We start from the raw sequence: 25249 nt of genomic DNA, 5'->3' as shown, positions 1-25249 counted from the left end.
TGTTAAAATTTATAAGTGATTGGTTTCGGCTATTATATTCAGCCCTGGTCGCTCTTATACATTCGTAAGTGCGGAGGTTGGTAATACTCATCTAAGTTTTCGGGGGTACGGGCATTATACCCAATAACCTGGCGTAGTTCTGCACTGAGGCAGGCTACAAACTCATAACCCAAAAATCTGGAGTAATCCATTTGCTGTTTAAAAAAAGGCTTGGTAAAGCCCAGTGTCAATGCCCTTCTTAAACCCGCGGTTTGGTTTTCACCGGCAGCATGCCAGATATTTGAGTTAAAAAGGATAATACTACCTTTGGGTACCACAGCTCTATCGGCATGTTCGTAAAAATAAGCTGTATCAGGTTTAAGATCTGCTTTATGAGAGCCCGACAGAAAATAGGTGGCTCCATTTTCTTCAGTAAAATCATCGAGCGTTACGATCATCTGTACCAGAAATTTTGTATCGGCCATAAAGGTCCGTACATCACGGTGCATATTACTTAAATAAGGATGCGCCTGTTTAGCGTGAATAACTGCATTAATACCATTTAGAATGTAATTGCCTCCTAAAAAATACTTAATCTCCTCGTCGCAATACATGTTTTCAAGAAAACTAAGGGCGAAATTTTCCCGCTCCAGTAAATGGTGCAGTGTACCTTGCATGTTAGCACTGATCCCGTTCTTTTCCTGGATGGTTCGTCTGAGTTGATAGGCTTTGGTTAGATCTTCGTTTATAATGTCAATAAAATCTGGTTTCACAACACTTTCATACGCAACCCAACCATATTCGTCCATTACATTCTTAAAATCATTTAACGTTCGTTCCGAGTAAATTAATCGGTTCTTCATTTCATCAAGTTTATTAGTTAATTAAGGCTCTTTGCTGCAGACATTTAGTTTAGCTGCATAATTTTGAGCATCTCGGCATTAACCAGATGCACATCGAATTTTTTGCGGGCAAAAGCCAGCCCGTTTATACCATAAGAGTATATAGCAAGGCTATTGCTGAGATAAAATTTCATTTTGGCAACAAGCTCAGGAACGTTCTTTGCCGGAACCAGGAAACCATTTGCCCCAGGGGCTGACTCAATAGTTTCTTTACAACCTACGGAGTCGCTGGTTATAATCGCTCTTCCCATAGCCATGCTTTCTAACAGGCAACGAGGTACGCCTTCGCCATAATATGAAGGCAACACAACAACCGAAGCTTCCTTGATGAAAGGTCGAACGTCATTAACCTCGCCTACATAAGTAATTGTTTCACCCGATTTTATTTTCTCATATAAGTCATTACTTATTGTATCAACGTTAGGTCCGTATGTACCAATGAGTTTAAACTGTACATCTGGGTACTGGAGGCGAATGCTGTGGGCCGCTTCATAGTATTCATTTATGCCTTTGGCATTTATGAGACGGGCTATCATTAAAAAGCTTACTTTTTTTGTATTTGGGGGTGTATATTCATAATGATCAAGATCAACGCCCGAACCATTAACTATACCCACTTTATGCTTAGTTGTTAAAATTTGATGCTGAAGCAGTGTTTGATAATCATCTTTGTTTTGGAAGATGATCCTTAACCGGCGGCTTCCTATAAGGCTGAATTTTAAAAGCCTGCGGGTTATGCTGCTCAGTAACCCGGTCTTGCCTTTTGGCGTAAAATTATAACCCAACCCACTTAGCATTGGGGTGATTCTTTTAACCCTGCATAGTTTTGCCAGGGGCGTTCCGTATATAACCGGCTTAAAGGTGTATGGAAAAAAAACATCGGGCCTTAATTTTCTGATCAGTTTAAACAGTTGTATGATATATTTCATATCTGAAAAAACAGATACGTTACTGCCATTAAGTTCATTTTCGTAAACATCAACATTCCATGATGCCAGTTTTTCGCGTATACCCTGCTGTGTTATACGCGGTGTAAATACACATACCTTATGGCGCTGTACTAACTGTTCTATCAGCTTACCTCTGAAATCGATCAGCGATTTAGGCGAATCACATGCGATCAGTACTTTTTGTCCTGCTTTGTTCATGTATATATTAAATTAGTATCAGCTACTCGTGTATGATTTAAATTGTCGCCATAAAGGCGTTATAAATAAGCTGGTAACAGTTTGTTCAAATAGTTAAGAGATACTATTGAACAGATAATTGGTATATGATAAAATGCAAAATTTAGCAGGCGCTAAATGCAGGCAATAGTATATTTATTGCAATAGATTGTAACAGGTAAGGTTGGTTTATATAAACGCGATCTTTTTTAAATATCCCCAACCACCTTTTGGCAGTTGGGGAGTATTTAATGTTTATTTAAGATAATTTCAATTAATTAACAGATGTTGATCTTGGACCAGTACCTTTTGTAACCAAAGAAGGTACATTTGCAGCTGCATCCAAAGCCGTTTTGTAAGAGTATGGCGGTACCCAGGTTGATGTTCCTGTGGTTATATCATTTTTACCGCTGTTAACATAAGTGTTTGTTGAAGCACCACTGATGTAACCCGGAGGATCTCCGTCTAAATCTGTGGTAATCGGTTTATGACAGTTTGAGAAATACTCATTATCTGTACGTACCGTACCACCAGCGCGTGCACCTATTGAATAACTGTCGTTATTTAAATGGTAGTTGTTAAACATGTGTACACTGCCGTAATTCATAGAAGGCTCTCTTTCGCCAATGTTATACCAGTAGTTGTGGTGCATAGTTACGTGCAGGTGACCTTTATCAGATTCATGACCTTCGATACCGCCGCTTATCAAAACAGACAAGTTAGTATCATGGAACTTACACCATGAAACTGTACAATAATCAGCTTCGCGAGTGATAGAGATATCTTTACCCCAGTAGTCCCAGCCATGGTTACGGTCTGTTGAAAACTCGCAATGGTCAACCCATATATGATGAGCTTGCATCTTGATCATAACCGCGGCATCTGTTACATAGTTTTTAAACCTAATGTCCTGGATAATAATGTTGCTAACAGTAAATATGTATAGCGAAACACCTTCAATTACAGCACCCGGTTTTCCAATGATCGATTTGTTCGATTTCACATAAACTGCGTCATCGCCCGATCCTTTAATAGTACCGCTTACGTAAACAATCCGGCTGGTGCCATCATCTAATGCAGCCCTTAAAGCCGAAAGACTGGTCACTGTAACCGAAGCACCACCCTTGCCTCCAGTTGTTGTACCGTTGTATGCGGCATAACCAATAAGGCCGGCACTTGACGCCGGAGCTGTTGATGATTGGTTTGCTGGTGGTTTTGCAGCTGTGGTTGTTCCGGTAGTACCATCTAAAGTATAGGTGTACTTACGGCCATTTTTCGCTGGGTTAGAGTTGTCAGAGGCTGAAAAAACCAGGGTAGTTCCCCAGTGGCTGAAGCGCCCTTTACCATAGTCGCGTATGTCCTGATGGTCTGAATGGGCTGGGTTTAATTCTTTGCCATTTTCAAACAGCCGGAGCTTTGAAACTGATGGCTGGGAATTTGAATCGCCTGATTTGCTCAAAGGATATCCAATTTTGTAGGCATACCCTCCATCTGATTTTAAACCCGTTAAACTTACTGTTAATAAACTCGATGTTGCACTCGTGGTGCTTGTTACGGCATCAGTCTCCAAACTTGTTGTTAGCGCGCTGTCATCTTGCATATTGCCCGCGGGAGCTTCTCCGTTTTTCTGACAACTGCCAAAGAAGACAACTGCGCTTAGCATTAAGCTGACTGTTACCACTCTTGTAAAAGGTTTTGTTTTTCTTTCCATGTATATTTTTTTAATTAAGGCCATCAAACGGTAGTGCGTTTGAAAAATTGCCACAAAAAAATTACACGGGAAGAATAGACTTATATCAAAAAAGGTTCAAAAACTGCTTTAATACAACGTTTCGCTCTTAAAATGTGTAAAATACATTTGTAAATCGATTGTATAAATTTGCACACTTACTGACATTTCTATGACAAAACTGGGTTTTCAACATCAGAGATTGCAGGTTCAGAATACTGCTTACCGATTTTATAAAAAGACTTGTACCAGCTAATAAATCTGGAAACTCCGGTGTGTACGGTAGTTTTAGGTTTATAGTTCAAAACACCGTCGAGATGAGATACATCAGCACATGTTTCTGCCACATCCCCCTCCTGCATCGGTAAAAATATCTTTTTCGCGGTTATATGTGTTTGCTTTTCTATTTCACTTACAAAATCAAGCAAACTTACCGGTGCTCCCCTGCCAATATTAAAAATACGGAAAGGAGCTTTTGAAGTAGCCGGATCAGGCTGCTGTGCATCCCAGTTGGTATTTGGTTCTGCCGGGGTATCAATTACACGCACAATTCCACTTACAATATCATCAATATAAGTAAAATCGCGTTTCATATTACCATTGTTGAATACTTCGATAGGTTTACCTTCCAACATTGCTTTTGTAAAAATAAAAAGCGCCATATCTGGCCGGCCCCACGGTCCGTAAACCGTAAAGAAACGTAAACCAGTAGTGGGTACATTAAACAGATGGCTATAAGTATGCGCCATCATTTCATTAGCTTTTTTAGATGCTGCATATAATGATACCGGGTGATCAGCAATATCATGCTCTGTGAACGGCATCTTTTTATTTAACCCATAAACACTTGATGAGCTGGCATAAGCTAAATGTCCTATTTTAAAATGTCTGCAACACTCCAATATATTCAGAAACCCTTTAATGTTTGAATCAATGTAAACCTCGGGATTAGTTAAACTATATCTTACACCTGCCTGTGCGGCAAGGTTACAAACAGCATCAAACTTATGCGTTTGAAAGCATAATTCAAGCTGCTCTTTATCCAGCAGATCTAATTTTATAAATGTGTAATTAGGATGGGTAGTGCTGCTAACCGGCTTGGCATATTCTATTTCTGATGTGGCAATGCCGGTATCTTCCAACCTGGCATATTTTAACCTTACATCGTAGTAATCATTTATACAATCGATGCCTACTACGGTATCGCCTCTCTCCAACAAGCGTTTTGCCAAATGATAGCCAATGAAACCAGCTGTGCCGGTAACTAAAATTTTCATAAGATTTTAAGTTTAATGAATAAAAAAATGGAGCTTCCAGATAAAGAGAATACAGGAAGGCTTTATTGATTCAAGCAGAATAATTTTATAAATCTTGCCGGGGCTTTTATTGCCATGCCAAATAAGATTTAGTTTTATTCCCGGATAAGCCTTGATATAAAGCACTTATCAAATACATATCCGGGAAATAAAGGTTTAATACCGGTAAGAGCGGGCGATGGTTGTTCGCATTGCTCATTTATGCTCCGGCGTATCATTAATAAAGGTTATAATGGTGCCTCCTTACAGATGTATTTACTTAGTCGGATATCCCGAACCATCTAAAGTATAGGCATACTCTCTGCCATTGGCTACCGGATCGGTATTATCAGTGGTAGAAAAATACAAAGTTGTTCCCCAATGGCTGTATCGGCCTTTACCATAGTCGCGGATGGCCTGATGATCGGTATGCGGCGGATGTAGCTCAACGCCGTTTTCAAACAATCTCAGTTTTGATACTTCGGGTTCTTCGTTTGAATCTCCTCCCTCAAGTACATAGCCGATCTTATAGGAAAATCCTCCGTCTGATCTTAGTCCATCAAAGTCTACCCGGAACAGGCCAGGCTTTATTTCTATTGGCGGTTTTACTTCTACTGGTTTGTCTTTTGTTGGATTTGGGTCTGTCAGTTCTTTTTTACAACCATTTAATAATATAACTGCACTTACTACCATAACAGATAAGATCACTCTTCCAAGAAGTTTAATTTCTTTTTTCATACGATTTTAATTTAAAGTGTAACTGGTGTCCTTCTTGTTGGATGTTCATGGTAGTAGGTATGTAGTTGAGATTATGTAGCAAAGCGTTAATAAACTTTTCGGGTGTTCTGTTATGGAGGTATTGTTTAGTTATTTCACCTTCATTACAAACATCCTTGCTAAGAGCTTTTTCAATAGTAAGTGCAAGCTCATTAACACTATTTACTTTTGTTGTTAAAATTCCTGGAATGTTTTCTATTCCACCAGCGCATAGTGTGGCAACAACCGATTGGTTCATGGTCATCATTTCTAATAAAACATTAGGGAAACCTTCCTTAATTGATGATACCACACATACTTTCGCCTTTTTAAAATAAGGTATCGGATTATCAATCAGGCCTTTCAGTATTACCCGGGTTGTAAGCCCAAGTGTTTCAATTAATTTTGTTAGTTCGATTCTGTCGGGTCCTTCACCCAGTATCAATAACTTTAAATCAGGATATTGTTCTTCAATGCAGCTAAATGCGTATATCAAAACCGAAAAACCCTTTTCCGGAATGAGTCTACCAGCGGCACAAATAAAATTGGCATCAGTATCAGGATCATTTAATGAAGCTCCTGCCTTTGTAAGAATTTGTTGCAGGTCTACAGGATTTTCCTGCACAATTACTTTATGATCGGGTACAAAATTTACATGCTGTAAAAATTGGTAGCGCATTAAGCTTGTTTGGCAAACAACCAGGTTTACGCCGGGGTAACCTAACTGGTATGCCAGCTGATAACTTAATTTTTTAAAGCCCGCAAACCTGGTAAAAACAGAAGTACATTCCCGTACAATAAGCTGCGATTTTAAATACCCTGTTCTTTTTAAAAAACCCAGGCAAGCATTTAAGTAGGGATGGGTGCTCATGATAATAAAATCACGGCGATATGGCTTTATTAAATTGATAAGCCCTAAAAAGCCCATCAGCATATTCTTATCAGTTGCGTACCGAAATTCCTGTTCGGCCGGGATACGCAAGCCACCTGTCTTAACTTTTTTCAGAAACAATATGGGCGCACCAATAGCATTAGAGGCCATGAGCAGCACATTTTCGGCACCATTGGCCGCGTCAGACATGGATATAAAAACAACGTTTTGTTTAACCTCTGACATTTTTGGCTGCTTTTTTTCGTTTCCTTATTTTCAGTACAATTTTTTTCAGCGGGTTTAATACACTTCGTACGCTGCGCTTTCCGTCTACAATAAGCAATCCCTCTGCAAAATTTATGGTATGCAAACCCCGGTCATAGGGCAACTGGGGTAATAATTCAAAATCGGTTCGATATTGGAATTCTGTTTCGGTGATATGCGTAATTTCATTTATCATGATTGAACCGCCATAACCTTTTTCGGGGTTTTGGCTTGGCATATAAAGTTTTTCGTCAACAATGAATAACCTTCCGGCAGATCTGCTTGTGTGTGTATCAACAACAATTGGGTTTAAAGCGTGCGCCTTAAATGTTGTGAGCAGTGTATCTGAATAAAAAATGTGCAGCTCTCCCGGCTTTCCAGATACACTGGTAAACAACCAGTATTTATCCTGATAAAATATAATGGAACTATCTACATATTTATCACCCTGTAAAAGAATGCGTATTTTCTTAAACTTTTGAGGGCTGTCTTTATCTACCTGGTACAAGGCAATTTGCTTTGCTGCCGATGTTTCTGGTATACAATATAGTTTATCTTTTACGGTGAACAGGTACGGGTATGAAAGATGGATTGAATTTGGAGTAATCCCACATACCTTTTTTTTGCTTTTAAAGCTCAACTTATCCATCATCATCAGCTCGCCCCTTCCTTTCCAAAAGCTGTGTTCTTCGTAGTATACCAGCTTGTTCCCGTTTATATTTATCACAAAAGGATCAGCAGCCTCATCAGCGCTGCATTCGCGCAGCCAGTTTATTTCGCCATCGAGCTTTTTTGAATGGATTAAATTTTCGGGCGTTTGGTATACATAACCGATATTCCATTTTTCTAAAGTAAATAGTTTGTGAAAAAGCGGGAGTATGGGGTTGATTAAATTCATTCTGTAATTTTTTATTCAGCAGTACACCGGGGTAAAAATTACAATGCCCGGTTTTTAAACCATTTGATATTCAGATACAGGGCTTGTTTTTTGTGCTTTAAGCCATTGTACAAATACCAGTAATTTCCAAATCTGTGATGAGCGGTTCCATTTACCTGTCATGTGCTCATCTATCATCGTCATTGTTCTTGGAACGTTAATGCCAGGAATATTTTCTAATTCGCTTTTTGAAAGATTATCAAATACATAATCCTTTAACTGATGCCTGAACCAGTGTTTTAGCGGCATACTGAAACCTGATTTAGGCCGGTTAAAAAATGAAGCGGGAACATGCTCAAATAAAATATCCTTTAGTATTTTCTTTTGAACCCCGTTACCAAATTTGTAACTATCCGGAAGCTGCTGGGCAAACGTCACAATCCGGTGATCCATCAGTGGCGCGCGTGCTTCTACCGCAAATGCCATTGAGGCCCTATCTACCTTGGTATTAATGTCGCCGTTTAAATATGTCTTGATATCAAAGGCCGACATTTTTTGTAAAAAGCTTCCGGACCCGGCGGATAATATATTTTTGAAAGGCACTTCTAAACCCAGTTCGGGTTGCTGAAGCCAAGAATATTCGAGGCCGCCAAGCATCAGTACATACAGCAAATCAATTGACTCTACACCAATGCCCATTGCAATCAGCTTATGGCGATAATTGGGTGATAACTTTACAAGTCCTGCTATTGCTTTACGTAAAGCCCGAGGACAGTTGAAAAACTTATTTGCCCGATTTAACCAGTTATACCTGGAATAACCCATAAAACTTTCATCACCACCATCGCCGCTTAAAGCTACTGTTACATGTTTTTTTGTGTACTTGCTAAGCAACAAAGAAGGAATAGCGCTCGAATCGGCAAAGGGCTCATCATAGTATCTTCCAAAATCGCCTATTAATGACATTCCCTCGTCATAATGACACTCAATTGCGTGATGATCTGTATTTAAATATTTTGCAATGTTGCCGGCAAAAACACTTTCATCAAACCCTTTTTCATTAAATTTTATACAAAATGTTTTTACCTGTTTTGTATTCGCGGCGGCAAGAGCGGCTACTACCGAAGAATCAATTCCCCCGGAAAGAAAAACACCGAGAGGCACATCTGCATGCATACGGATATTAACCGCATCTGTTAACAGTTCTTTAAGTTCGACCTGAGCCTGATTATAGCTGCCTTTATAAGTATTTAAATGGTTATCATTTAAGTCCCAGTATTTTGTTGTTTTGAATTGCCCTGTCGCAATATCAAAAGTGAAACTGTATCCTGCCTGTAGCTTGCTTATTTCTTCCCAGGCCGACCGTGGTTCGGGTACGTATCCCCATACAAAATATTCATTAATGGCCTTTAGGTCTAAATTAACCTGTCTGCCCAATGTGATCTGTGATGGTTGACTGGCAAACTCAAAATCAAGGCCGTTATGAGCATAATAAAAAGGTTTTTTTCCAAGCCTGTCCCTGGCGCCAAACAGTTTGTATTCTTTGGTATCATAAATAACAAATGCAAACATGCCGTTAAAATGCTCAACACAATTTGCACCGTACTCCAGGTAAGCTGCGGCAAGCACTTCAGTATCCGAATCTGTTTGAAATACATGACCTAATGTTTTTAATGTGGCTTTAATTTGTTGATAGTTATAAATTTCGCCGTTAAAAACAACCTTCAGGTGCAAATAGGTAAATGGCTGATTAGAGCGGGGGTCCAGATCTACAATCGCCAGCCTGTTATGACCCAAAGTAATGGAACCAACACGCTCAAAGCCCGAATGATCAGGTCCGCGGAATTTTATCCTTTCTAATTTGGCCTTGACAACATCATCGTTATAGTATATGGTAGATCCGTAAATTCCGCACATATTGATTAATTTTTTAATGTTGAACTATGCATGTAACAGGTCTTCGTAAACCTGACCTATTTTATCAAGAGAAAACCTGTTGTACACATCTGCTTTAATTTGCTCATGCGACCAGGGCTTAGCGCAGGCCTGCATGATCAGTTGTTTAAAGCCTTCTGCATCATCCTGTTCTGCCACGTAACCATTAAAACCCTCACGAATCAGATCCTGTATACCACCTACCCGGTAACTAACCACCGGAACACCTACCGACAATGATTCCAGAACTACGTTTGGAAAACCTTCGGTAAATGAGCATAACACCATAAGGTCATGCTGTGCTATTTTTGCCGGTACATCGCTAACTTCGCCCAAAAAGGTGATGCGGTCACTCAATTTACGCAACTCTGTTTCGGCTTTAAGCGAATCCATCAGGGGGCCATTGCCTGCTATTGTTAAAACATAATTTTCAGGTAATTCCCGCATCACATCTAACAACCTTCCCACTCCCTTTTCGGCCGATAAACGGGCTACAATAATTAATCTCTTTTTTTCAGAGGTGGGAGTGTAATCTTTAAGAATAGATGTATGTAAAACTGGGTTTGGTATAACCTTTAATTTCTCTGTGCGTATGCCATATAAGTTTGAAATGGACTGTTGCATTTCGCCAGACTGGCAAACAATAAAATTAAACCGGGTAAAAAAGAAACGACTGAAATAATTATAAAAGTTGGCTTTTTTACCATAAAACTTTTTCATTTGCTGCGGATTATTGGATGCCCTTGCAATAAGATTAGGCACCTTTAAAAAGCAGCAAACCATTGCGGTTAAAATATTGATATGATCTGCAGTTGAAAAAACGGCGTAAGGTTTTTCTGCTTTTAACAGTGTATATAATTTAAAAAATGATTTGGATGCCTTTATGGTGTTCAAATCAATAAACGATATACCTTCAACCTTGCTTGAAAAGCATTGCTCTTTGGCATTTATTAAAACAACAGACACTGCGTACTCTTCTTTATTAAAATATTGAGAAAGCAGCCAGTAAACGCGTTCAGAACCGCCTGACCTTAATGAAGGAACAATCAGAAATATCTTCTTTTTCATTGTATGAATAATCAATTAAAGCAACAAGGAGCTTAATACGCCATTTCTAAAGCCGGCTCTTCTTCATCTTTAACTTCTTCAGTTTGAATAGGGTATATTTTTTCACATTGAAGAATGCTGAAGTACAGAAATAAAGTAGGTCCGTCAACGCTTAGTAACCAGCCGTTGTGCGACAGTGCATTTAAACAAACCGCCAGGAACGAGAAATATAAACTTACTATTAACGCATTATCTTTTAACCTGGAATGCTTTATCAGTAACCGGAACATTCGCATAAACCTATAATACATAGCGATAAGCAATCCGAAACCAAAGAACGGACCTAAAAAGGTCAGGAACATTAAATATGAATTATGTGATGTTAACCCAAATGCAAACAATGGGTGCCTGTAAGTAACGTCCTCCCAGCTTTTGCCGTAAAATATCAGGCCGAACGGATAGTCGGCGCAAATTTTTAAATTCTCGGTAACCAGATCTGTACGGTTATACTGATCATCGCTCTTTGCTTCATTTTTTGCAAGGATGTTGTTTTTGTTGTCCGGATCGTCTTTAAGTACATAAAAATATACTGCAAAGCCAATAAGTACAGACGCGGCAATTACGAATAAAGCTTTAGCGCGATAGTAGCTTAATAAAAACAAGAACACAACAGCTATGAAACAAACAAATGCCGAACGGTTCATGCCGAGATAAAGACAGGTGAGGCATACACCCAGAGCAATTGATTTAATCAGAAAATTCCGTTTGAAAGCGCATACAAAAACAAAAACGAAAGTAGCAAAAGCTGCAACCTGGTAACCGAAGTTAAATTGTGTTACCGCTATACCCGAAGGGCTTTGCTGAACTTGCTCACCCGCCAGTATACTTCTTATGGGATCAATGATGCTTGGAGCAAAATGATCTCCAACCAATATGATCATTGAAAACAGCAAAAGCGCGAAAAACACAAATACCGATATATTAAAACGTCGTTTGCTTAACGCTACAAAATAATCAAAATAAAGAGCGCAAACTACAATAGTGATGAAAGCCGCAAAAAAGGTTTTAAAATCATCCATACCTACAACGTAGTACAGGAATAGTGACACGGTGATCAAAGCCATTTCTTTGAAATATCCAAAGGCTCTTAATTTACCGTTCATAAATACAAGTAACGGTAAACCAAAAATCAGAGGTGCTGGCAGCCTGATGATATCTGTCATGAAAATACCGAAAGCCACGGCGTACAGGTATAAACCCAATAAGCCAAGAATGATCATCTTTCTGATTAACATAGCCGAAACCTATTTTTTAACTACTCGTTTTATTGTTTGATATATGATCTTAACATCGGTCCATAAATCATGTTGATCGATGTAGCTCAGGTTATAATTGATTTTAGATGGTATAATTTTACTGACATAAAGTTTCTCAGGTTCTTCGGCATGTGCAAGCAGTTCATTTTCGTTGAAATAATGAATAGATGCCCAATCTGTTATTCCTGGTTTGATAGTCAATACCCTTTGCTGATAAGGTGTATACAACTCTACATATTTGCGTACCTCGGGGCGTGGCCCTACAAAGCTCATATCACCAATAAGTATGTTAAACAATTGCGGTAATTCATCAAGCTTATACTTACGCAACCAGTAACCTGTTGGGGTGATACGATAGTCATGGAAGCCGATAGTTAAAAGTCCACCGCGATCCGAATCGGTGTACATGGTTCTGAATTTGAACAAGCTAAAATCAACACCAAAACGACCAACCCTACGCTGAATGTAAAACACACCTCCCTTAGAGTCAACCCTGATCATCACGGCGATGATGATAAACAGTGGCGCAAACAGTATGATGCCTGTTAATGCAAGGCAAACATCAAAAATTCTTTTCCAGATCATAGCGCTATTTTAAAAATCTATGCCAGCCGGTTTCAGGCTTTCCATTCCCAGGTCAAGCGCCTGGTTATTTCCAACTTGTTTTTCAACAGCGGCAGTAACAGATGCAATGATGAACGCAATCTCTTCGTCGGTTAACTGTGGATATATTGGAAGAGAAATTTCGCAGGCATATTGTTTATACGCCATAGGATAGTTGGCTATGCGGTACCCAAGTTTTTTAAAATAGGTAAGCATAGGCATGGGTATAAAATGCACATTAACGGTAACTGCCGTAGCGGTTATATCTTCGATGATCTGGTCGCGCTGTTCTTCTGTTATATTTTTGATCCTCAGCGGGAATAGATGATAGCTTGATTCGCGGGTTTCATCTTTTAAAGATGGAGGTACAAACCAATCCATTCCTTTAAAGCCATCGCAATACTTTAATGCTACTTGTTTTCTGGCGGGCAATAAATGTGTTTCGTATTGTTTTATTTGAGCAAGCCCTATGGCGGCGCAAATATCGGGCATGTTAATTTTAAGCCCCTGGAAAATAATATCATATTTCCAGCCGCCGCCCAATGATTTTGAGAACGCGTCTTTGGTTTGACCATTAAGCGTGTACATCCTCAGATATTTATATTCGGAAGCGGTATCAAAATGATCTGGCAGATTCAGGCAAATGCAACCACCTTCGGCGGTGGTCACATTTTTAACCGCATGAAAAGAAAAAATAGTTATATCACTTTTTTGGGCAGCCGCCTCGCCATCAATTTTAGCTCCGAGGGAATGCGCTGCGTCGGAAATCAGCATGATCCTGTTAAGGAAGCTTTGCTTAATAGATTCTGCAACAAACAGATCTTTTATTTCAGCCTCATTAATAATTTCATTTAGCTTATTATAATCACATGGCCACCCGGCAATGTCTACGGCAATAACTGCTTTTGTTTTTGGAGTTATAGCTTTACGAACAGCTTCTGGTGATATGCAGCAATCTTCATTAACATCTACCATTACCGGTGTTGCACCACAATGCAAAACACTTAATGCGGTAGCGCAATAGGTGTAGGCCGGTACAATAACTTCATCGCCTTCTTTTACACCAAACCATTTTAACATGAGTATAGCTCCGGAGGTCCATGAGTTTACACAAACAGCAGCTTTTGACGAGGTTAGTTTTACTATTTCCTGTTCTAATGCCGCTACTTTTGGACCGGTGGTGATCCATTTAGACCGAAGGGTATGTAAAACCTCATCAATTACGGCTTCATCAATAAATGGTGGCGAAAAGGGGATATTCATAATATTAGTATTAAAAAAACTCAGGTATATATTTCTGTACCAGGTGACGGCAAGTTATTGCCTTGCCAGTTTAAGACTACGGAACCAGCTCAATTGCGCTTTTGCGAATTTTCGCAGCAACCTATGATAAACACAGTAATATTCGCTGACATAATCTTTCAAAGTATAGTCCTTAAAAGTTAATTGCGACAGGGAGACAAAGTATTTATGATTTTCGGATATAAATTTTTCGAGTTTCTCAAACTCTTCATCGGTGCAGGTTTCGGGGTGATAATTAAATGTCCAGGTGTCACTCGATTTTATTGCTACCTCAGACAATTGTACCGGTACCCACCCAAACCCAAACCTGATATAGGGCGAACTTAATAGCCCATCGCTAATGATCATTACATCTGAGTGTTTATCAAGAGCCCTAAGCGTATTACGATCAAAGCTGTGTGCCGGCGCAATAAAAAGCGGGGTTTTTACACCCTCTCGTTTAAAAATTGACACTGCCGCTTTTACTTTTTGTTCCTGGATATATAATGGCAAACCCGCAAATTCAGAGCGTTTATTAATTTTAAATATGCCCGAATTACTAACCTGATAGCGATGTTCAAAACCATGCATCCCGATGATATAATCCTTTTTCTGGAGGTGACGAACCAGCGGCCAGTAATACGGATTAAAATCGCCGCAGGCGTTTAGTTTGGGATCTTGGTTATCGGGTATAACTGCTATAATGGGTTTGATATCATAAAGATCGAACAGGTGAAAGAACCGCTCCCATTTTTTCAGGTTATTAGTTGGACAAAGATCATCCAGACGAATTAAATATTGCACCATAAATACTTTATCGGGTTGATTTAGTAAATAATTTTTTTGTTTTATTAAGCATGTTTTAAAATCAAGTTCTCCCACTTTTTAAATATCCTATCGGCACTGTTTGTATAATTAATATAACCTGCCTCTTTGCTTAAATTGGCTTTTAAAGCCGGATCATCTATCAAGGTGCTTATCATTTCGGATAAACCGATAACGGTATTATCTTTAACCAAAAGACCATTCCTGCCATCATCTATAATTTCAGAGGGCCCAAACTCACAATCCATAGCAATAGATGGGCAGCCTAAGCTCATGGCCTCAACCAACGCATTTGGATAGCCTTCGTTTCTTGAGGGTAAAACAAATATTTCGGCCTGGCTGTAATAATCCTGCAGGTTTGGTTTAGATCCTAAAAGCTTTACCCGGTCGCTTAAACCGAGGCTGGCTATTTGCACAACAAGGTTATCTCTTTCTTCTCCGTCGCCTACTATAAGCAAGTCTGCATCTCGCACACCGGCCAAATGATAAGCTTCTATGAGTTGATCAAATCCTTTTACAAAAGCAAGCCGGCCTACACCCAGTATAAATCTCCTGTTGTGTACCCTTGTATCCGATGGTGTTTTAAATACCGGCACGGCATTGGTAATTCTGCTGATGTTGGTAAGGTTTTTAAAGGCATTATTTTCGAGCATACAATCTTCAACGCCCTTAGCGCTCACTACCACTGCTGATGATTTCTTATATAGTATGGCTGCTATACGTTTCAACAGAAAATTGAACTGGTTAACGGTACGGTTTGGCGATGTACGCTCAGACACAATAAAAGGTACTCCTGCCAAACTACAGGTAATGCCAGTCCACAAATTTGCCGATGTGATAAAGGCTACAGCACAATCAGGCTTTTTCTTATGTAACAAGCTGGTTAGCTTAAAAAAGGTTTGGAACATGCAGTAAGCCCTGTGCCATAATTGGGGTCTCCGTTCATTCAACAGATATACAACTTCTACCCTTTTATCAATGGCATACGATGGTTCCTCGTAATTAAGTGCAATAACAACAACCTCGCATTTTAATTGAGCAAAATGATTGGCCAACGAGATCAATACCCTTTGCGCTCCGCCTCCATTTAAGGATGATATTACAAAAAACAACTTTTGTTTTTTTTGCATAACAACGTTTGTGTTCATGGCTAAAATTTCTGGGGTAGTTTTATAGTAAATATTTAATGGTACTAAAGGCTTTGTTAATTTTTGAATTGCGCATCTCGAACAAAAAATATCTTTTCATGTAGAGATATAGTAGTCTTTTTTTATGTCGTGCCGGATAATTGAAATTTTTGATAATCAGGTTAAAATCGCTTATCATCATTCCCTTCCTCACATTGGTATCAATCATGCTCCATATTCCACCAGCGTGATTGCAATAACAACTCATTACTTCCGGAATTACATAGATTTTCTTCCCGGTATTCATTGTTGCCCAAAGTTTAAACATTTTATCACCGGCATAACTTTTAAAAAACCAGGGCTCTTTAATTATATCATGTACTTCCGGAATATTTCTATATACAACAGTAGCTGTTTTGGTTTCTTCCTGTTTACCGGCAAGTAAATCCAGATAAGTGTATACAAAAGGCCTGGGGTTAGGATGAACATAAATGGTGTTATTATCCGGATCAACCACTCTTGTATAATGACAGCAAATGATGTAGTCCTGGTTGTTTTCTAAAAAATCAACCTGTTTTTGTAATTTATACGGGTCGGTCCAGAAATCATCTCCTTCGCAAAACGCCACGTATTTGCCGGTGCATTCTTTAAGGGTATTAATGAGGTTTTTATGGATCCCCATATTTGCTTCCGTAGAAACCAGTTTGATCTTATCGGGATATTTTGCTACAAATTCTGCTGCAACTTCGGCTGTTCGATCAGCAGAAGAATCGTTACCGATAATCACTTCAAACCTGAAATTGGTTTTCTGCATCAGAAAACCTTCAATAGCATGAGTAATAAACCGCTCATGATTATAGGTTATACAGCAAATACTAACCGTTGGCTGTTGATCACTCATTGTCAGGCATCTATTTTCACAGTTCCGGTATTGATCTCCGATTCTATCTGGGTGGTAATCAACGTGCCAAAATGTGCTGGTTCGGTTACGTTGTTCTGATCGGCATTTTGAGTTCTCAACAAGAGGCGGCAAATCAGATCCACATCGGCAAGGGTTAAAGTATGATATAGCGGCAGGCACATGATACGTTTGGCAACGTCATCGCAAACCGGCATCTCCATGTTGTTAACATAAGGCAAAGCCGATAACGATGGATAAAAATACCGACGGCAATAAATTTGTGCCAGCTCCAACTTTTCCTTGCTCTCCTTCATTAATTCTTCGCTCCTGAAAAGAACAGGGAAGTAAGCATAGTTATATTCATCAACATTGTGCAGTTTCTGAAACTTTACATCAAGCTTATTTAAACGGAGCAAATAATGGGATGATAAGAGTTTTCTCTTTTTAAGGATCTCATCAATATGGGGCAAATTACACAAGCCCATAGCGGCATGAAATTCGCAGTTTTTGGCATTAATACCCAGCTCAGAAAACTCATCTGTTCCGGAGTAGCCAAAATTACGCATGATTGCCATTTTCTTCAAAAGATCTGGCTGGCGGGTAAACACGGCCCCTCCTTCAATGGTATGAAACAGTTTTGTTGAATGAAAACTTGTGGTACTTATATCGCCATACTCAAATATTGATTTGTTTTTGTAACGTGTACCAAAGCAATGGGCGGCATCATAAATTACTTTAAGGTTATATTTATGAGCTATTTGCTGTATTGCATCTATATCGCAAGGGGTTCCGTAAACATGCGTTGCCAGGATAGCTGATGTTCGCGGAGTGATAGCTGCTTCAATTTTACCCGGATCAATATTAAAAGTTTCCGGATCAATATCTACAAATACGGGGTTACATCCCTGCCACACAATAGTACTGGTAGTGGCAACAAATGAAAAGGGCGTTGTAATTATTTCGCCGGTTAAATCAAGCGCTTTAATGGCCAGCTGCAGTGCAATGGTACCATTTGAAACGTACAGCAAATGATCCAAATTCAAATATTCCTTAAGTTTTAATTCCAGCGTATTTACAAGCGGACCATTATTGGTGAGCCATTGACGCTCCCAAATGGTCTTTACATAAGCTTTAAACTCTCTCTCGGCGGGTAAAAAAGGCTTGGTTACAGGTATCATTTTTTTAGGATTAATTGTTTAAAATCTTTCATAGCCGACAGTTTGATAAGCAGGCTAAAGGCATAGTAAAGCATAGAATAGCATACGGCAATCACAGCTATTCTTATCAGATCGGGAGTAAACAGTTGAGCAAGCAGCAGGTCAAGAAAATAACATCCTACTCCTATACTGCCTGCCAGTATCAGTATTGGTAATATGTCTTCAATTTGTTCCTTTACAGGATAGTCAATCAGCTTGCCGCTGTATATAGAGTTAATGTAATATGCTACAAAATTGAAGAACAGCTGAAAATAGAGCAGCCCATAAATTCCAAAAGAAATGAATGAAAATATTCCTATTACACTAAGTACTTTTTTAACAATCTCCAACCTCAGGAACAAGGCGCTTTTGCCAAGCACTTTTAAAACATTCAGATTATAGGCATGCAGCGGATACATGATGCCGCATATACATAAAATTTTAAAGTACGGAACAGCTGGTAACCATTTGTCTGTGAGCAAAAACCTAAACAAAGGTTCGGCAATTACACATAAGAAGATCATTATCGGCGCATTCCAGAAAATCACCTGCTGCATCAGCCTTTTGTATACACTTTTAAGCTGCACAACATCGTTGGAGATTTTAGCGAACATTGGATAAGTAACCTTGTTGATAGCAGAAGAGATATTTCCGATTGGCAGCTGACTAATAGAGTCGGCGCGGGAATAATATCCAAGTTGAGCTGCTGAAAAGTACTTGCCAATAATAATCAGGTATAAATTTTGATAAATGGTATCCAATAAACCCGACAATGTCATTTTGTAACCAAAATGAAAATGGTTTTTAAAACATTCCTTATCAAACAGTAATGCCGGCCGCCATGACGAATAGATCCAGTGCATGGCTGTTGATAAAAACGAGGTGCACAATCCCATCCAAACCAGGCTCCAAACGCCCCACCCTAACTTAGCCAGCACTATACCCAATATGCCACCGCCTATAGCAGCCGGTATTTGAATATTGGTTTGCTTCTTAAATTTCATGTCTTTAATAAGCAAGGTGCTTTGTACACCAAAAAACGCGTTCAATATAAGGATGAGCCCATATACCCTTACAACTGCTTTTAAAATAGGCTGGTGATAAAAATCAGCTATCAGCGGGGCTGTAAGGAAAAGCACTCCGTATAAAATGGTGCTCCCGATAAGATTGAAATAAAATATGGTCGAAAAATCGCGCTGGTCTGCATCTGTTGTCCTGATCAGGGATGCTGTTAAGCCACTGTCTAACAAAGAATTTCCGATTGCAATAAAAAGGGAGAGCATTGCAATCAATCCAAATTCTGCGGGGTCGAGTATTCGCGCCAGGAAAATGGAAATTCCAAAGCTTATCAACTTACCACTTAGCTGTTGCCATAAGGACCATAATATGCCCGAAACAGCTTTTTCTTTAAAACTCATAGTAAATAAGTTTAAAGCCTGGCGTTAACTACATCATCAGGTAAAAACGCTTTTAAATCATACAATACCGCGTTTGGTTTACTCAGAACCTTAAGATCCATCTCTTTGAATTCTTCATGAGCGACCGCCAGTAAAATGCCATCATAAGTACGCTCTTTTGATTCGCCGTTTTCGCAAATAACACCATATGCATTTTTTGCCTGATCAGCATTAGCCCATGGATCATGTATATGCACTTTCACTTTATACTCCTGCAAGCGGCGTACAATGTCAATTACACGTGTGTTACGTACATCGGGGCAATTTTCTTTAAAAGTAAATCCAAGTACCAGTACTTCGGCCTCTATAAGAGATGTTCCTTTACAGATCATTTTTTTAATGAACTGATCTGCCACATAAGCTCCCATAGAATCATTTATCCTGCGCCCTGCCAATATAATTTCGGGGTGATAACCTGCCTCCTGTGCTTTTTGCGCCAGGTAATACGGGTCAACGCCAATGCAATGCCCCCCAACCAGCCCGGGACGGAAGTTTAAAAAGTTCCATTTGGTTCCGGCTGCTTCTAAAACCTTATGGGTATCAATTCCCAATTTATTGAAAATCATGGCCAGCTCATTTACAAAAGCAATGTTTATATCGCGCTGGGCGTTTTCAATAACTTTGGCAGCTTCAGCTACCTTTATAGAATCAGCCTTAAATGTTCCGGCTTTAATTACCGAGTTGTAAAGATTATCTACAATCTCGGCAGTTTTAGCGTTGGAGCCTGATGTTATTTTGCGGATGTTGGCTACAGTATGTACTTTATCGCCCGGGTTGATACGCTCTGGCGAGTAGCCTGCAAAAAAATCAACATTGAAACGTAGGCCGGAAGCTTTTTCCAATACAGGCATACACTCATCTTCTGTTACACCCGGATAAACTGTTGATTCGTAAATAACGATATCATCTTTTTTAAGCACTTTTCCTATCAACAAACTCGCATTGATCAGCGGGCTCAGATCCGGCCGGTTATTTTTATCAACCGGGGTAGGTACAGTTACAATATAAATGGAGCATGCCCTTAAAGCTTCCGCTTCATTGGTGAAGTACAGGCCCTTTGGTGTTGTACAAACAGGAGTGATCACAGCGTTCAATTCCTCCTCACTAACTTCCTTGGTATGGTCAAACCCCGACTTAAGCTGATCAATGCGCTTCTGATTGATATCAAAACCAAACACTTTGTACTGCTTGGCAAACTCTACGGCTAACGGCAGGCCTACGTATCCGAGGCCAATGATTCCAATTTTGTTATTTTGTAGCATTTTTATTATTCTGTTTAAGGTTGTTTATAGCGATGTGTTGAAATGGCACTCGTGTTACCAGTGCGCAGTGGATGTTGTCAAAAATCATGAGCACATTTTTACCTTGTATTTGAACTACCTGGCCCGGCTGGTCGGCAAAAGCACCTTGTTTTACCAGCACACGGTCGCCCACTGATATATCCTGCAGATTAATGACCTCTAAATCTTTATAAAGGGTTAGGTTCCTTTTAATCTCTTCAATAACATTATCCCGCACAACAGCGGGTCTTTGCATATAATAAACGTAGCCCATAACCCCCATGCAGTACAGCACCATTGACTCTTCGCGAAGGTTAACCCGAACAAAAACGTACGAATTGAATATGGGGAGGTTAACTTCTTTTTTGCGGTCGGCCCATTGGCTCTGAACCTGCCTTACCGGGCAGTATGATTCAATGCCCTGCCGTTTTAACAATGTGTCAACCTTCTTTTCCCATCTGGGCCTTGTGTAAACTACCAGCCATTTTTTTTCATGTAATTGTTTAGGTTCCATAATATTTATTTTGAAAAGATCGTTGCTTGAGTTTATTCAATAGCTTCGCCATATCACTTACATGACCCCTTTCTTAAAAAATTAAAAAGCTATTTATTTAGGTTTACCGGGTAAAGCCCCGGGTTTAATACAGGTTAAATAAAGCCTGTCGTTTTTTATGCAGTGCAACCATTGGTTTTGCTGCAATTTTTGTTTTGGCGAATAAAAACTGTTAGTTCGGCACTATGTATAGCTTCGCCATACCACTTACATAGTTCTTCTTTTTAAAAATTAAATTTGAATTAATTGCCGGCTAAAGGCCGGTAAGCTCTTATAAAATATTATTTTCTGCTTTTTTCAGCAGCATAACCATAACCGCCATAAGCATAAGCCGGACGATTTTCTTTTTTAGCATCATTAAAAACCACCATCAGGTTTTTAAATTTTTCGTTATCATAAATATCCCTGAGGATGTCTAATTGATGTGTGCTCGTATAATTATACCTTACCAGGTAAATACTCTGATCTGCATATTGGGCAAGGCTAAAAGCATCAGCAACAGCGCCAACCGGTGAGGTGTCGATGATCAGATAATCAAACCTGTCTTTCGCCCACTCAAAAAGCATATCCATGCGTTCATCCAAAAGCAGTTCTGCAGGATCCTTGGGCAGTGAACCGCAACCCAGTACATAAAGGTTCTCTGCATTATCATAAGGCTGGATACAATCGTTCAATTCGTCTGTATAGCCTTGCAGAAAATCTGTAATGCCCCTTTGCTGCTCTATGCCCAATTTTTGAAGCAGATCGGGCTTACGCAGATCGAATTCCAGGATCAGTACCTTTTTATTAAGCATTGCCAGGGTTAAACCCAAATTGATGCTGAAAAATGTTTTGCCCTCCCCCTTCATACAGGAAGTAACCAGCATAACCTTATGCGGTGAATCGGGATTTACTGCTCCGAGGTTGGTGCGTATGTATCTGAAAAGCTCCGATATAACTGAATTCCCTCCCCTTTCTATAGCTATCGGGCTTTTAACTTCATTATGGCTTAATTCGCCTAATATTTTCACACCCGATATATAATTTAAGCTTGAAGAATCTTTAACTTTTACATTAAACTGCTCCCGTACATAGATAAATAAAGCAGGTAGTAACAGGCCAACAATACTTCCGCATAAATACAATAAAGATTGTTTAGGATATTCAGGTGTAGAATCGTAAGCTGGCTTATCCACTAACTGCGAGGTTGGGATAGTTGCTGATAATGACAAAGCTGTTTCTTCGCGTTTTTGCAATAAGTATTGATACAAAGTTGTTTTAACGCTTTGTTCCCTGCTGCGCTGCAGCAAGCCCCTTTCAAGAGCCGGTACCGAACGAACCCTGGAATCATAGTGCTGGTAGTTTGATTTCAGGTTGTTATTTTCTATAACAACCCCATTTTTAATATTTGCTAAATTCTCTTTGATATTAACACGCAGACTGGCTATCTGCTCACTGAGGTTTTGTACCAGCGGGTTGCTCAGGTTGGCGCTGTTCAGCATTCTGTTCCGTTCCAGTTGCAGATCATTAAAGCGGCTGATCAAAGTATTTAGTACCGGATCTTTTAATCCCATAGTACTGGGCACTACGCTAAACTGATTGCTTGAACTGCTCAGGTATTTTTCAAGAGAACGTATAATACCCAGTTGCACATTTGAAGCATCCAGCAATTGATTGTACTCTGTAGATTTTGTTAAGTTCAGCTGTGCGTCGCTGCTTGCGTCCACTGTTCCATTCTGTTGCTTGAAAGCTTCTATTCCTCCTTCAGCTGTAGAAAGATCCTGTTCCATAGATTTTAACCTCTTGTCGATAAACAAGATAGTATTAATGGCAGTAACGTTTTTCTTCTGTACATTTTCAATATTATAAGTAGTGATAATGGTTGTCAGAATATCAACGCCCCTGGCAGGAACAGGGTCTAACAAGCTCAAGATTAATGTATTAGACTCCTTTACTACAGGATTTACGTTGAGCTTGGTTGCACTGTAAGATGCAGCTTGCTGATGCAGGTTTTTAAATTGTATTTGTGTAAGCCTGTCGGCGTTTGAAAAGGCCGGGCCTTTATCCACTATAAATGAATAATCTTTGTGCTTAATTTGTTGTCCGTAACGGTATATCCAGCTTAATTCTCCGTCCTCCAACCTAAAAGTGCCGGCAGACAAACCTTTCAATTTTAGTTGTTTGCGATAAGCGAGTTTACCCAGTGTTTTGATTGTGATTTTAAAAGGGACGTCCTCAGCATACAGCTCACGTGTTTTAAGACCCTGGATATCAAAATAGGCCACATCCAGATTGAGCTTTTTTAGCGCAGTGTAAATCAGGTCTCTGGAGCGTAAAATCTCCATTTCATTGTCTACGGTTTTAGTTTCCATAAACATGTTAAGGTCACTAAACGCTGTTGCCTTTAAAATCCCGTCGCCTTTTTTATCATCAGGTATAAGCAAGGTGCTGGTTATTTTATACTGAGGTATAGCAAAATCAATATAAAGCCAAACAGCGCCCATACAAATAACAAACGTTATTAAAAATAGATACCAGCGTTTTAAATACGGCATCAGCTTATCGGCAAAATTTTCAGAATGCGCAGCGGGTTTAGAAATAGAATTTGCGGCCATAATATCAGTTTTTAACAATTGGCAATCGGTTTATTATATTATCTTCTTAACAACACGGCTGCTAAAACCGCCACTGCTGATATAGAAGCTACAACAATTGGAATTATCCGGGTATTTGAGCTATACTCAATAGCCTTGGCCCGGTCTGGCTCAACATAAACAATATCATTTTGCCTGAGATTAAAATAAGGCGAGTTCAATGTTTCCTGCCTATTCAGATCAAGCCTTTTCATAGTTTTATGTCCATCTTCGGTACGTATAATCAAAACATTATCTCTTTTACCGTACACGGTCATATCCCCGGCCATTCCCAGGGCCTCAAGCAGATTAACTTTTTCATCGTTTATAACAAATGTGGACGGCTTGTTGACCTCACCAATAACTGTAATTTTGAAATTTACGATCTGAACCTCTACTTCGGGTTTTTTTACGTGCTGGCTCAATGCGGCTTCGATTCCGGTTTGGGCCTCTTCAATGGTCATTCCCTCTATTTTAAAGTCACCTATCAATGGTAAATTAATGTTGCCATTTTTGTTAACCCTATAGCCTTTTGAAGAAGGATCTGCCGATGGATTTTTATTGCTGCTAAACAGCAAATTTGACTCTGGGCTAAGGCTATTCATTGTGATACTAATAATGTCGTTTTGACGGATACGAATATCAGGGTTTTGTACATCAGCTACCGAAGTAGTGTTTGCCATATTACTAAAATAAACCAGGTCTCTCCGTGGTGCACAGGCACTTATTGCCAGCAGTAACAAGAGGGAGCTTCGTGTAAGTATTTTCATAATCATGAGTGATAAGGATATGGTTTATAGTTGCTTTGGTTTTACAAATCAAATATATCTAATTGTCCATCAATACTATATATAATTTCACGATTGAAATTAAATTGTAAACAAGTGATTTTTTTTTACAAGAAGTGTAAAGAAACATAGGCTTATATTTACACATACTGTAAAAAATCTGTACAAAACGCAACTCCACCTGAGTAATTTTCGGAGATATTTTTTAGAGCTTTCAGGGGTAAAATGAAACTTTTTTTTTCAATATTTAATTAGTTAAATAATCCATTTATTAAGGTTAATAAAAATTAAAGAAGAGGTGATTTAAACGTTAAGATAATGTAAATAATAACGCACGAAATATGCCTGGTTTTACAACTTCACAAACGCTAAAATTAACACCGCTATGAAACAAAAAATGCTAAGATTTTTTTAAAATCTTAGCATTGTATTGTGAAGGATTCAGGTGGCTTTCAGTAACTATCGGATGACGCGATTTTTATAAAAAAT

General features: G+C 39.2%; 21 protein-coding genes. All 21 read right to left on the bottom strand.

Annotation, left to right across the window (positions count from 1 at the left end; genetic code table 11):
* Positions 1-38 precede the first annotated feature (38 nt).
* The 21 genes from SNE25_RS07200 to SNE25_RS07100 all read right to left on the bottom strand — a co-directional run bounded on the left by SNE25_RS07200 (position 39) and on the right by SNE25_RS07100 (position 24742).
* A complete protein-coding gene (locus tag SNE25_RS07200; protein ID WP_321564421.1) occupies positions 39-842 on the bottom strand; it encodes a phytanoyl-CoA dioxygenase family protein in 804 nt (267 codons plus the stop codon).
* Between the two features lie 44 nt (positions 843-886).
* Positions 887-2029, bottom strand: a complete 1143-nt coding sequence (locus tag SNE25_RS07195; protein WP_321564420.1) for a glycosyltransferase family 4 protein — start codon at positions 2027-2029, stop codon at positions 887-889.
* 292 nt (positions 2030-2321) lie between these two features.
* A complete protein-coding gene (locus SNE25_RS07190) occupies positions 2322-3758 on the bottom strand; it encodes a pectate lyase family protein (RefSeq protein WP_321564419.1) in 1437 nt (478 codons plus the stop codon).
* Between the two features lie 188 nt (positions 3759-3946).
* Positions 3947-5053, bottom strand: coding sequence for an NAD-dependent epimerase (locus SNE25_RS07185; protein WP_321564418.1), 1107 nt, complete (start codon positions 5051-5053; stop codon positions 3947-3949).
* 294 nt (positions 5054-5347) lie between these two features.
* Positions 5348-5809 carry a hypothetical protein gene (locus SNE25_RS07180; protein WP_321564417.1) on the bottom strand — a complete coding sequence of 154 codons (462 nt, stop codon included), beginning with the start codon at positions 5807-5809 and terminating at the stop codon, positions 5348-5350.
* Positions 5793-6944 carry a glycosyltransferase gene (locus SNE25_RS07175; protein WP_321564416.1) on the bottom strand — a complete coding sequence of 384 codons (1152 nt, stop codon included), beginning with the start codon at positions 6942-6944 and terminating at the stop codon, positions 5793-5795. Before SNE25_RS07175 ends, SNE25_RS07180 begins: the two co-directional genes overlap by 17 nt.
* Positions 6931-7860, bottom strand: a complete 930-nt coding sequence (locus SNE25_RS07170) for a glucosamine inositolphosphorylceramide transferase family protein (RefSeq protein WP_321564415.1) — start codon at positions 7858-7860, stop codon at positions 6931-6933. The genes SNE25_RS07175 and SNE25_RS07170 overlap by 14 nt, the downstream gene beginning before the upstream one ends.
* 54 nt (positions 7861-7914) lie before the next feature.
* The gene (gene asnB / locus SNE25_RS07165) at positions 7915-9756 is read right to left on the bottom strand and encodes an asparagine synthase (glutamine-hydrolyzing) (RefSeq protein WP_321564414.1); all 1842 of its coding nucleotides are present in this window, start codon (positions 9754-9756) and stop codon (positions 7915-7917) included.
* A 24-nt stretch (positions 9757-9780) separates the two neighbouring features.
* Entirely contained in the window at positions 9781-10842 is a 1062-nt protein-coding gene (locus tag SNE25_RS07160) for a glycosyltransferase (protein ID WP_321564413.1), read from the bottom strand.
* Positions 10843-10874: 32 nt separating this feature from the next.
* Positions 10875-12116, bottom strand: a complete 1242-nt coding sequence (locus tag SNE25_RS07155) for an O-antigen ligase family protein (protein WP_321564412.1) — start codon at positions 12114-12116, stop codon at positions 10875-10877.
* A gap of 9 nt (positions 12117-12125) precedes the next feature.
* On the bottom strand, positions 12126-12722 hold the full coding sequence (locus SNE25_RS07150; protein ID WP_321564411.1) for a sugar transferase: 597 nt from the start codon (positions 12720-12722) through the stop codon (positions 12126-12128).
* A 9-nt stretch (positions 12723-12731) separates the two neighbouring features.
* Positions 12732-14003 (bottom strand): DegT/DnrJ/EryC1/StrS family aminotransferase, encoded by a 1272-nt coding sequence (locus tag SNE25_RS07145; protein WP_321564410.1) that lies wholly within the window; start codon positions 14001-14003, stop codon positions 12732-12734.
* A gap of 54 nt (positions 14004-14057) precedes the next feature.
* Entirely contained in the window at positions 14058-14828 is a 771-nt protein-coding gene (locus SNE25_RS07140) for a DUF2334 domain-containing protein (protein WP_321564409.1), read from the bottom strand.
* A 44-nt stretch (positions 14829-14872) separates the two neighbouring features.
* On the bottom strand, positions 14873-15994 hold the full coding sequence (locus SNE25_RS07135; protein ID WP_321564408.1) for a glycosyltransferase: 1122 nt from the start codon (positions 15992-15994) through the stop codon (positions 14873-14875).
* A gap of 22 nt (positions 15995-16016) precedes the next feature.
* Complete coding sequence (locus SNE25_RS07130; protein WP_321564407.1) at positions 16017-16874, bottom strand: glycosyltransferase family 2 protein; 858 nt, start codon at positions 16872-16874, stop codon at positions 16017-16019.
* Positions 16875-16876: 2 nt separating this feature from the next.
* Positions 16877-18052 carry a DegT/DnrJ/EryC1/StrS family aminotransferase gene (locus tag SNE25_RS07125; RefSeq protein WP_321564406.1) on the bottom strand — a complete coding sequence of 392 codons (1176 nt, stop codon included), beginning with the start codon at positions 18050-18052 and terminating at the stop codon, positions 16877-16879.
* Positions 18049-19488, bottom strand: a complete 1440-nt coding sequence (locus SNE25_RS07120; protein WP_321564405.1) for a lipopolysaccharide biosynthesis protein — start codon at positions 19486-19488, stop codon at positions 18049-18051. The genes SNE25_RS07125 and SNE25_RS07120 overlap by 4 nt, the downstream gene beginning before the upstream one ends.
* 11 nt (positions 19489-19499) lie before the next feature.
* A complete protein-coding gene (locus SNE25_RS07115; RefSeq protein ID WP_321564404.1) occupies positions 19500-20789 on the bottom strand; it encodes a nucleotide sugar dehydrogenase in 1290 nt (429 codons plus the stop codon).
* Positions 20776-21321 (bottom strand): UpxY family transcription antiterminator, encoded by a 546-nt coding sequence (locus SNE25_RS07110; RefSeq protein ID WP_321564403.1) that lies wholly within the window; start codon positions 21319-21321, stop codon positions 20776-20778. The genes SNE25_RS07115 and SNE25_RS07110 overlap by 14 nt, the downstream gene beginning before the upstream one ends.
* Positions 21322-21641: 320 nt before the next feature.
* On the bottom strand, positions 21642-23954 hold the full coding sequence (locus SNE25_RS07105; protein WP_321564402.1) for a GumC family protein: 2313 nt from the start codon (positions 23952-23954) through the stop codon (positions 21642-21644).
* A 38-nt stretch (positions 23955-23992) separates the two neighbouring features.
* Positions 23993-24742 carry a polysaccharide biosynthesis/export family protein gene (locus SNE25_RS07100; protein ID WP_321564401.1) on the bottom strand — a complete coding sequence of 250 codons (750 nt, stop codon included), beginning with the start codon at positions 24740-24742 and terminating at the stop codon, positions 23993-23995.
* Between the last annotated feature and the right edge of the window lie 507 nt (positions 24743-25249).

Origin of the sequence: Mucilaginibacter sabulilitoris (assembly GCF_034262375.1) — a bacterium.
Taxonomy (GTDB): domain Bacteria; phylum Bacteroidota; class Bacteroidia; order Sphingobacteriales; family Sphingobacteriaceae; genus Mucilaginibacter; species Mucilaginibacter sabulilitoris.
Note: the sequence above shows the minus strand (reverse complement) of the source record. Positions and strands in the feature narration are given on the sequence as shown.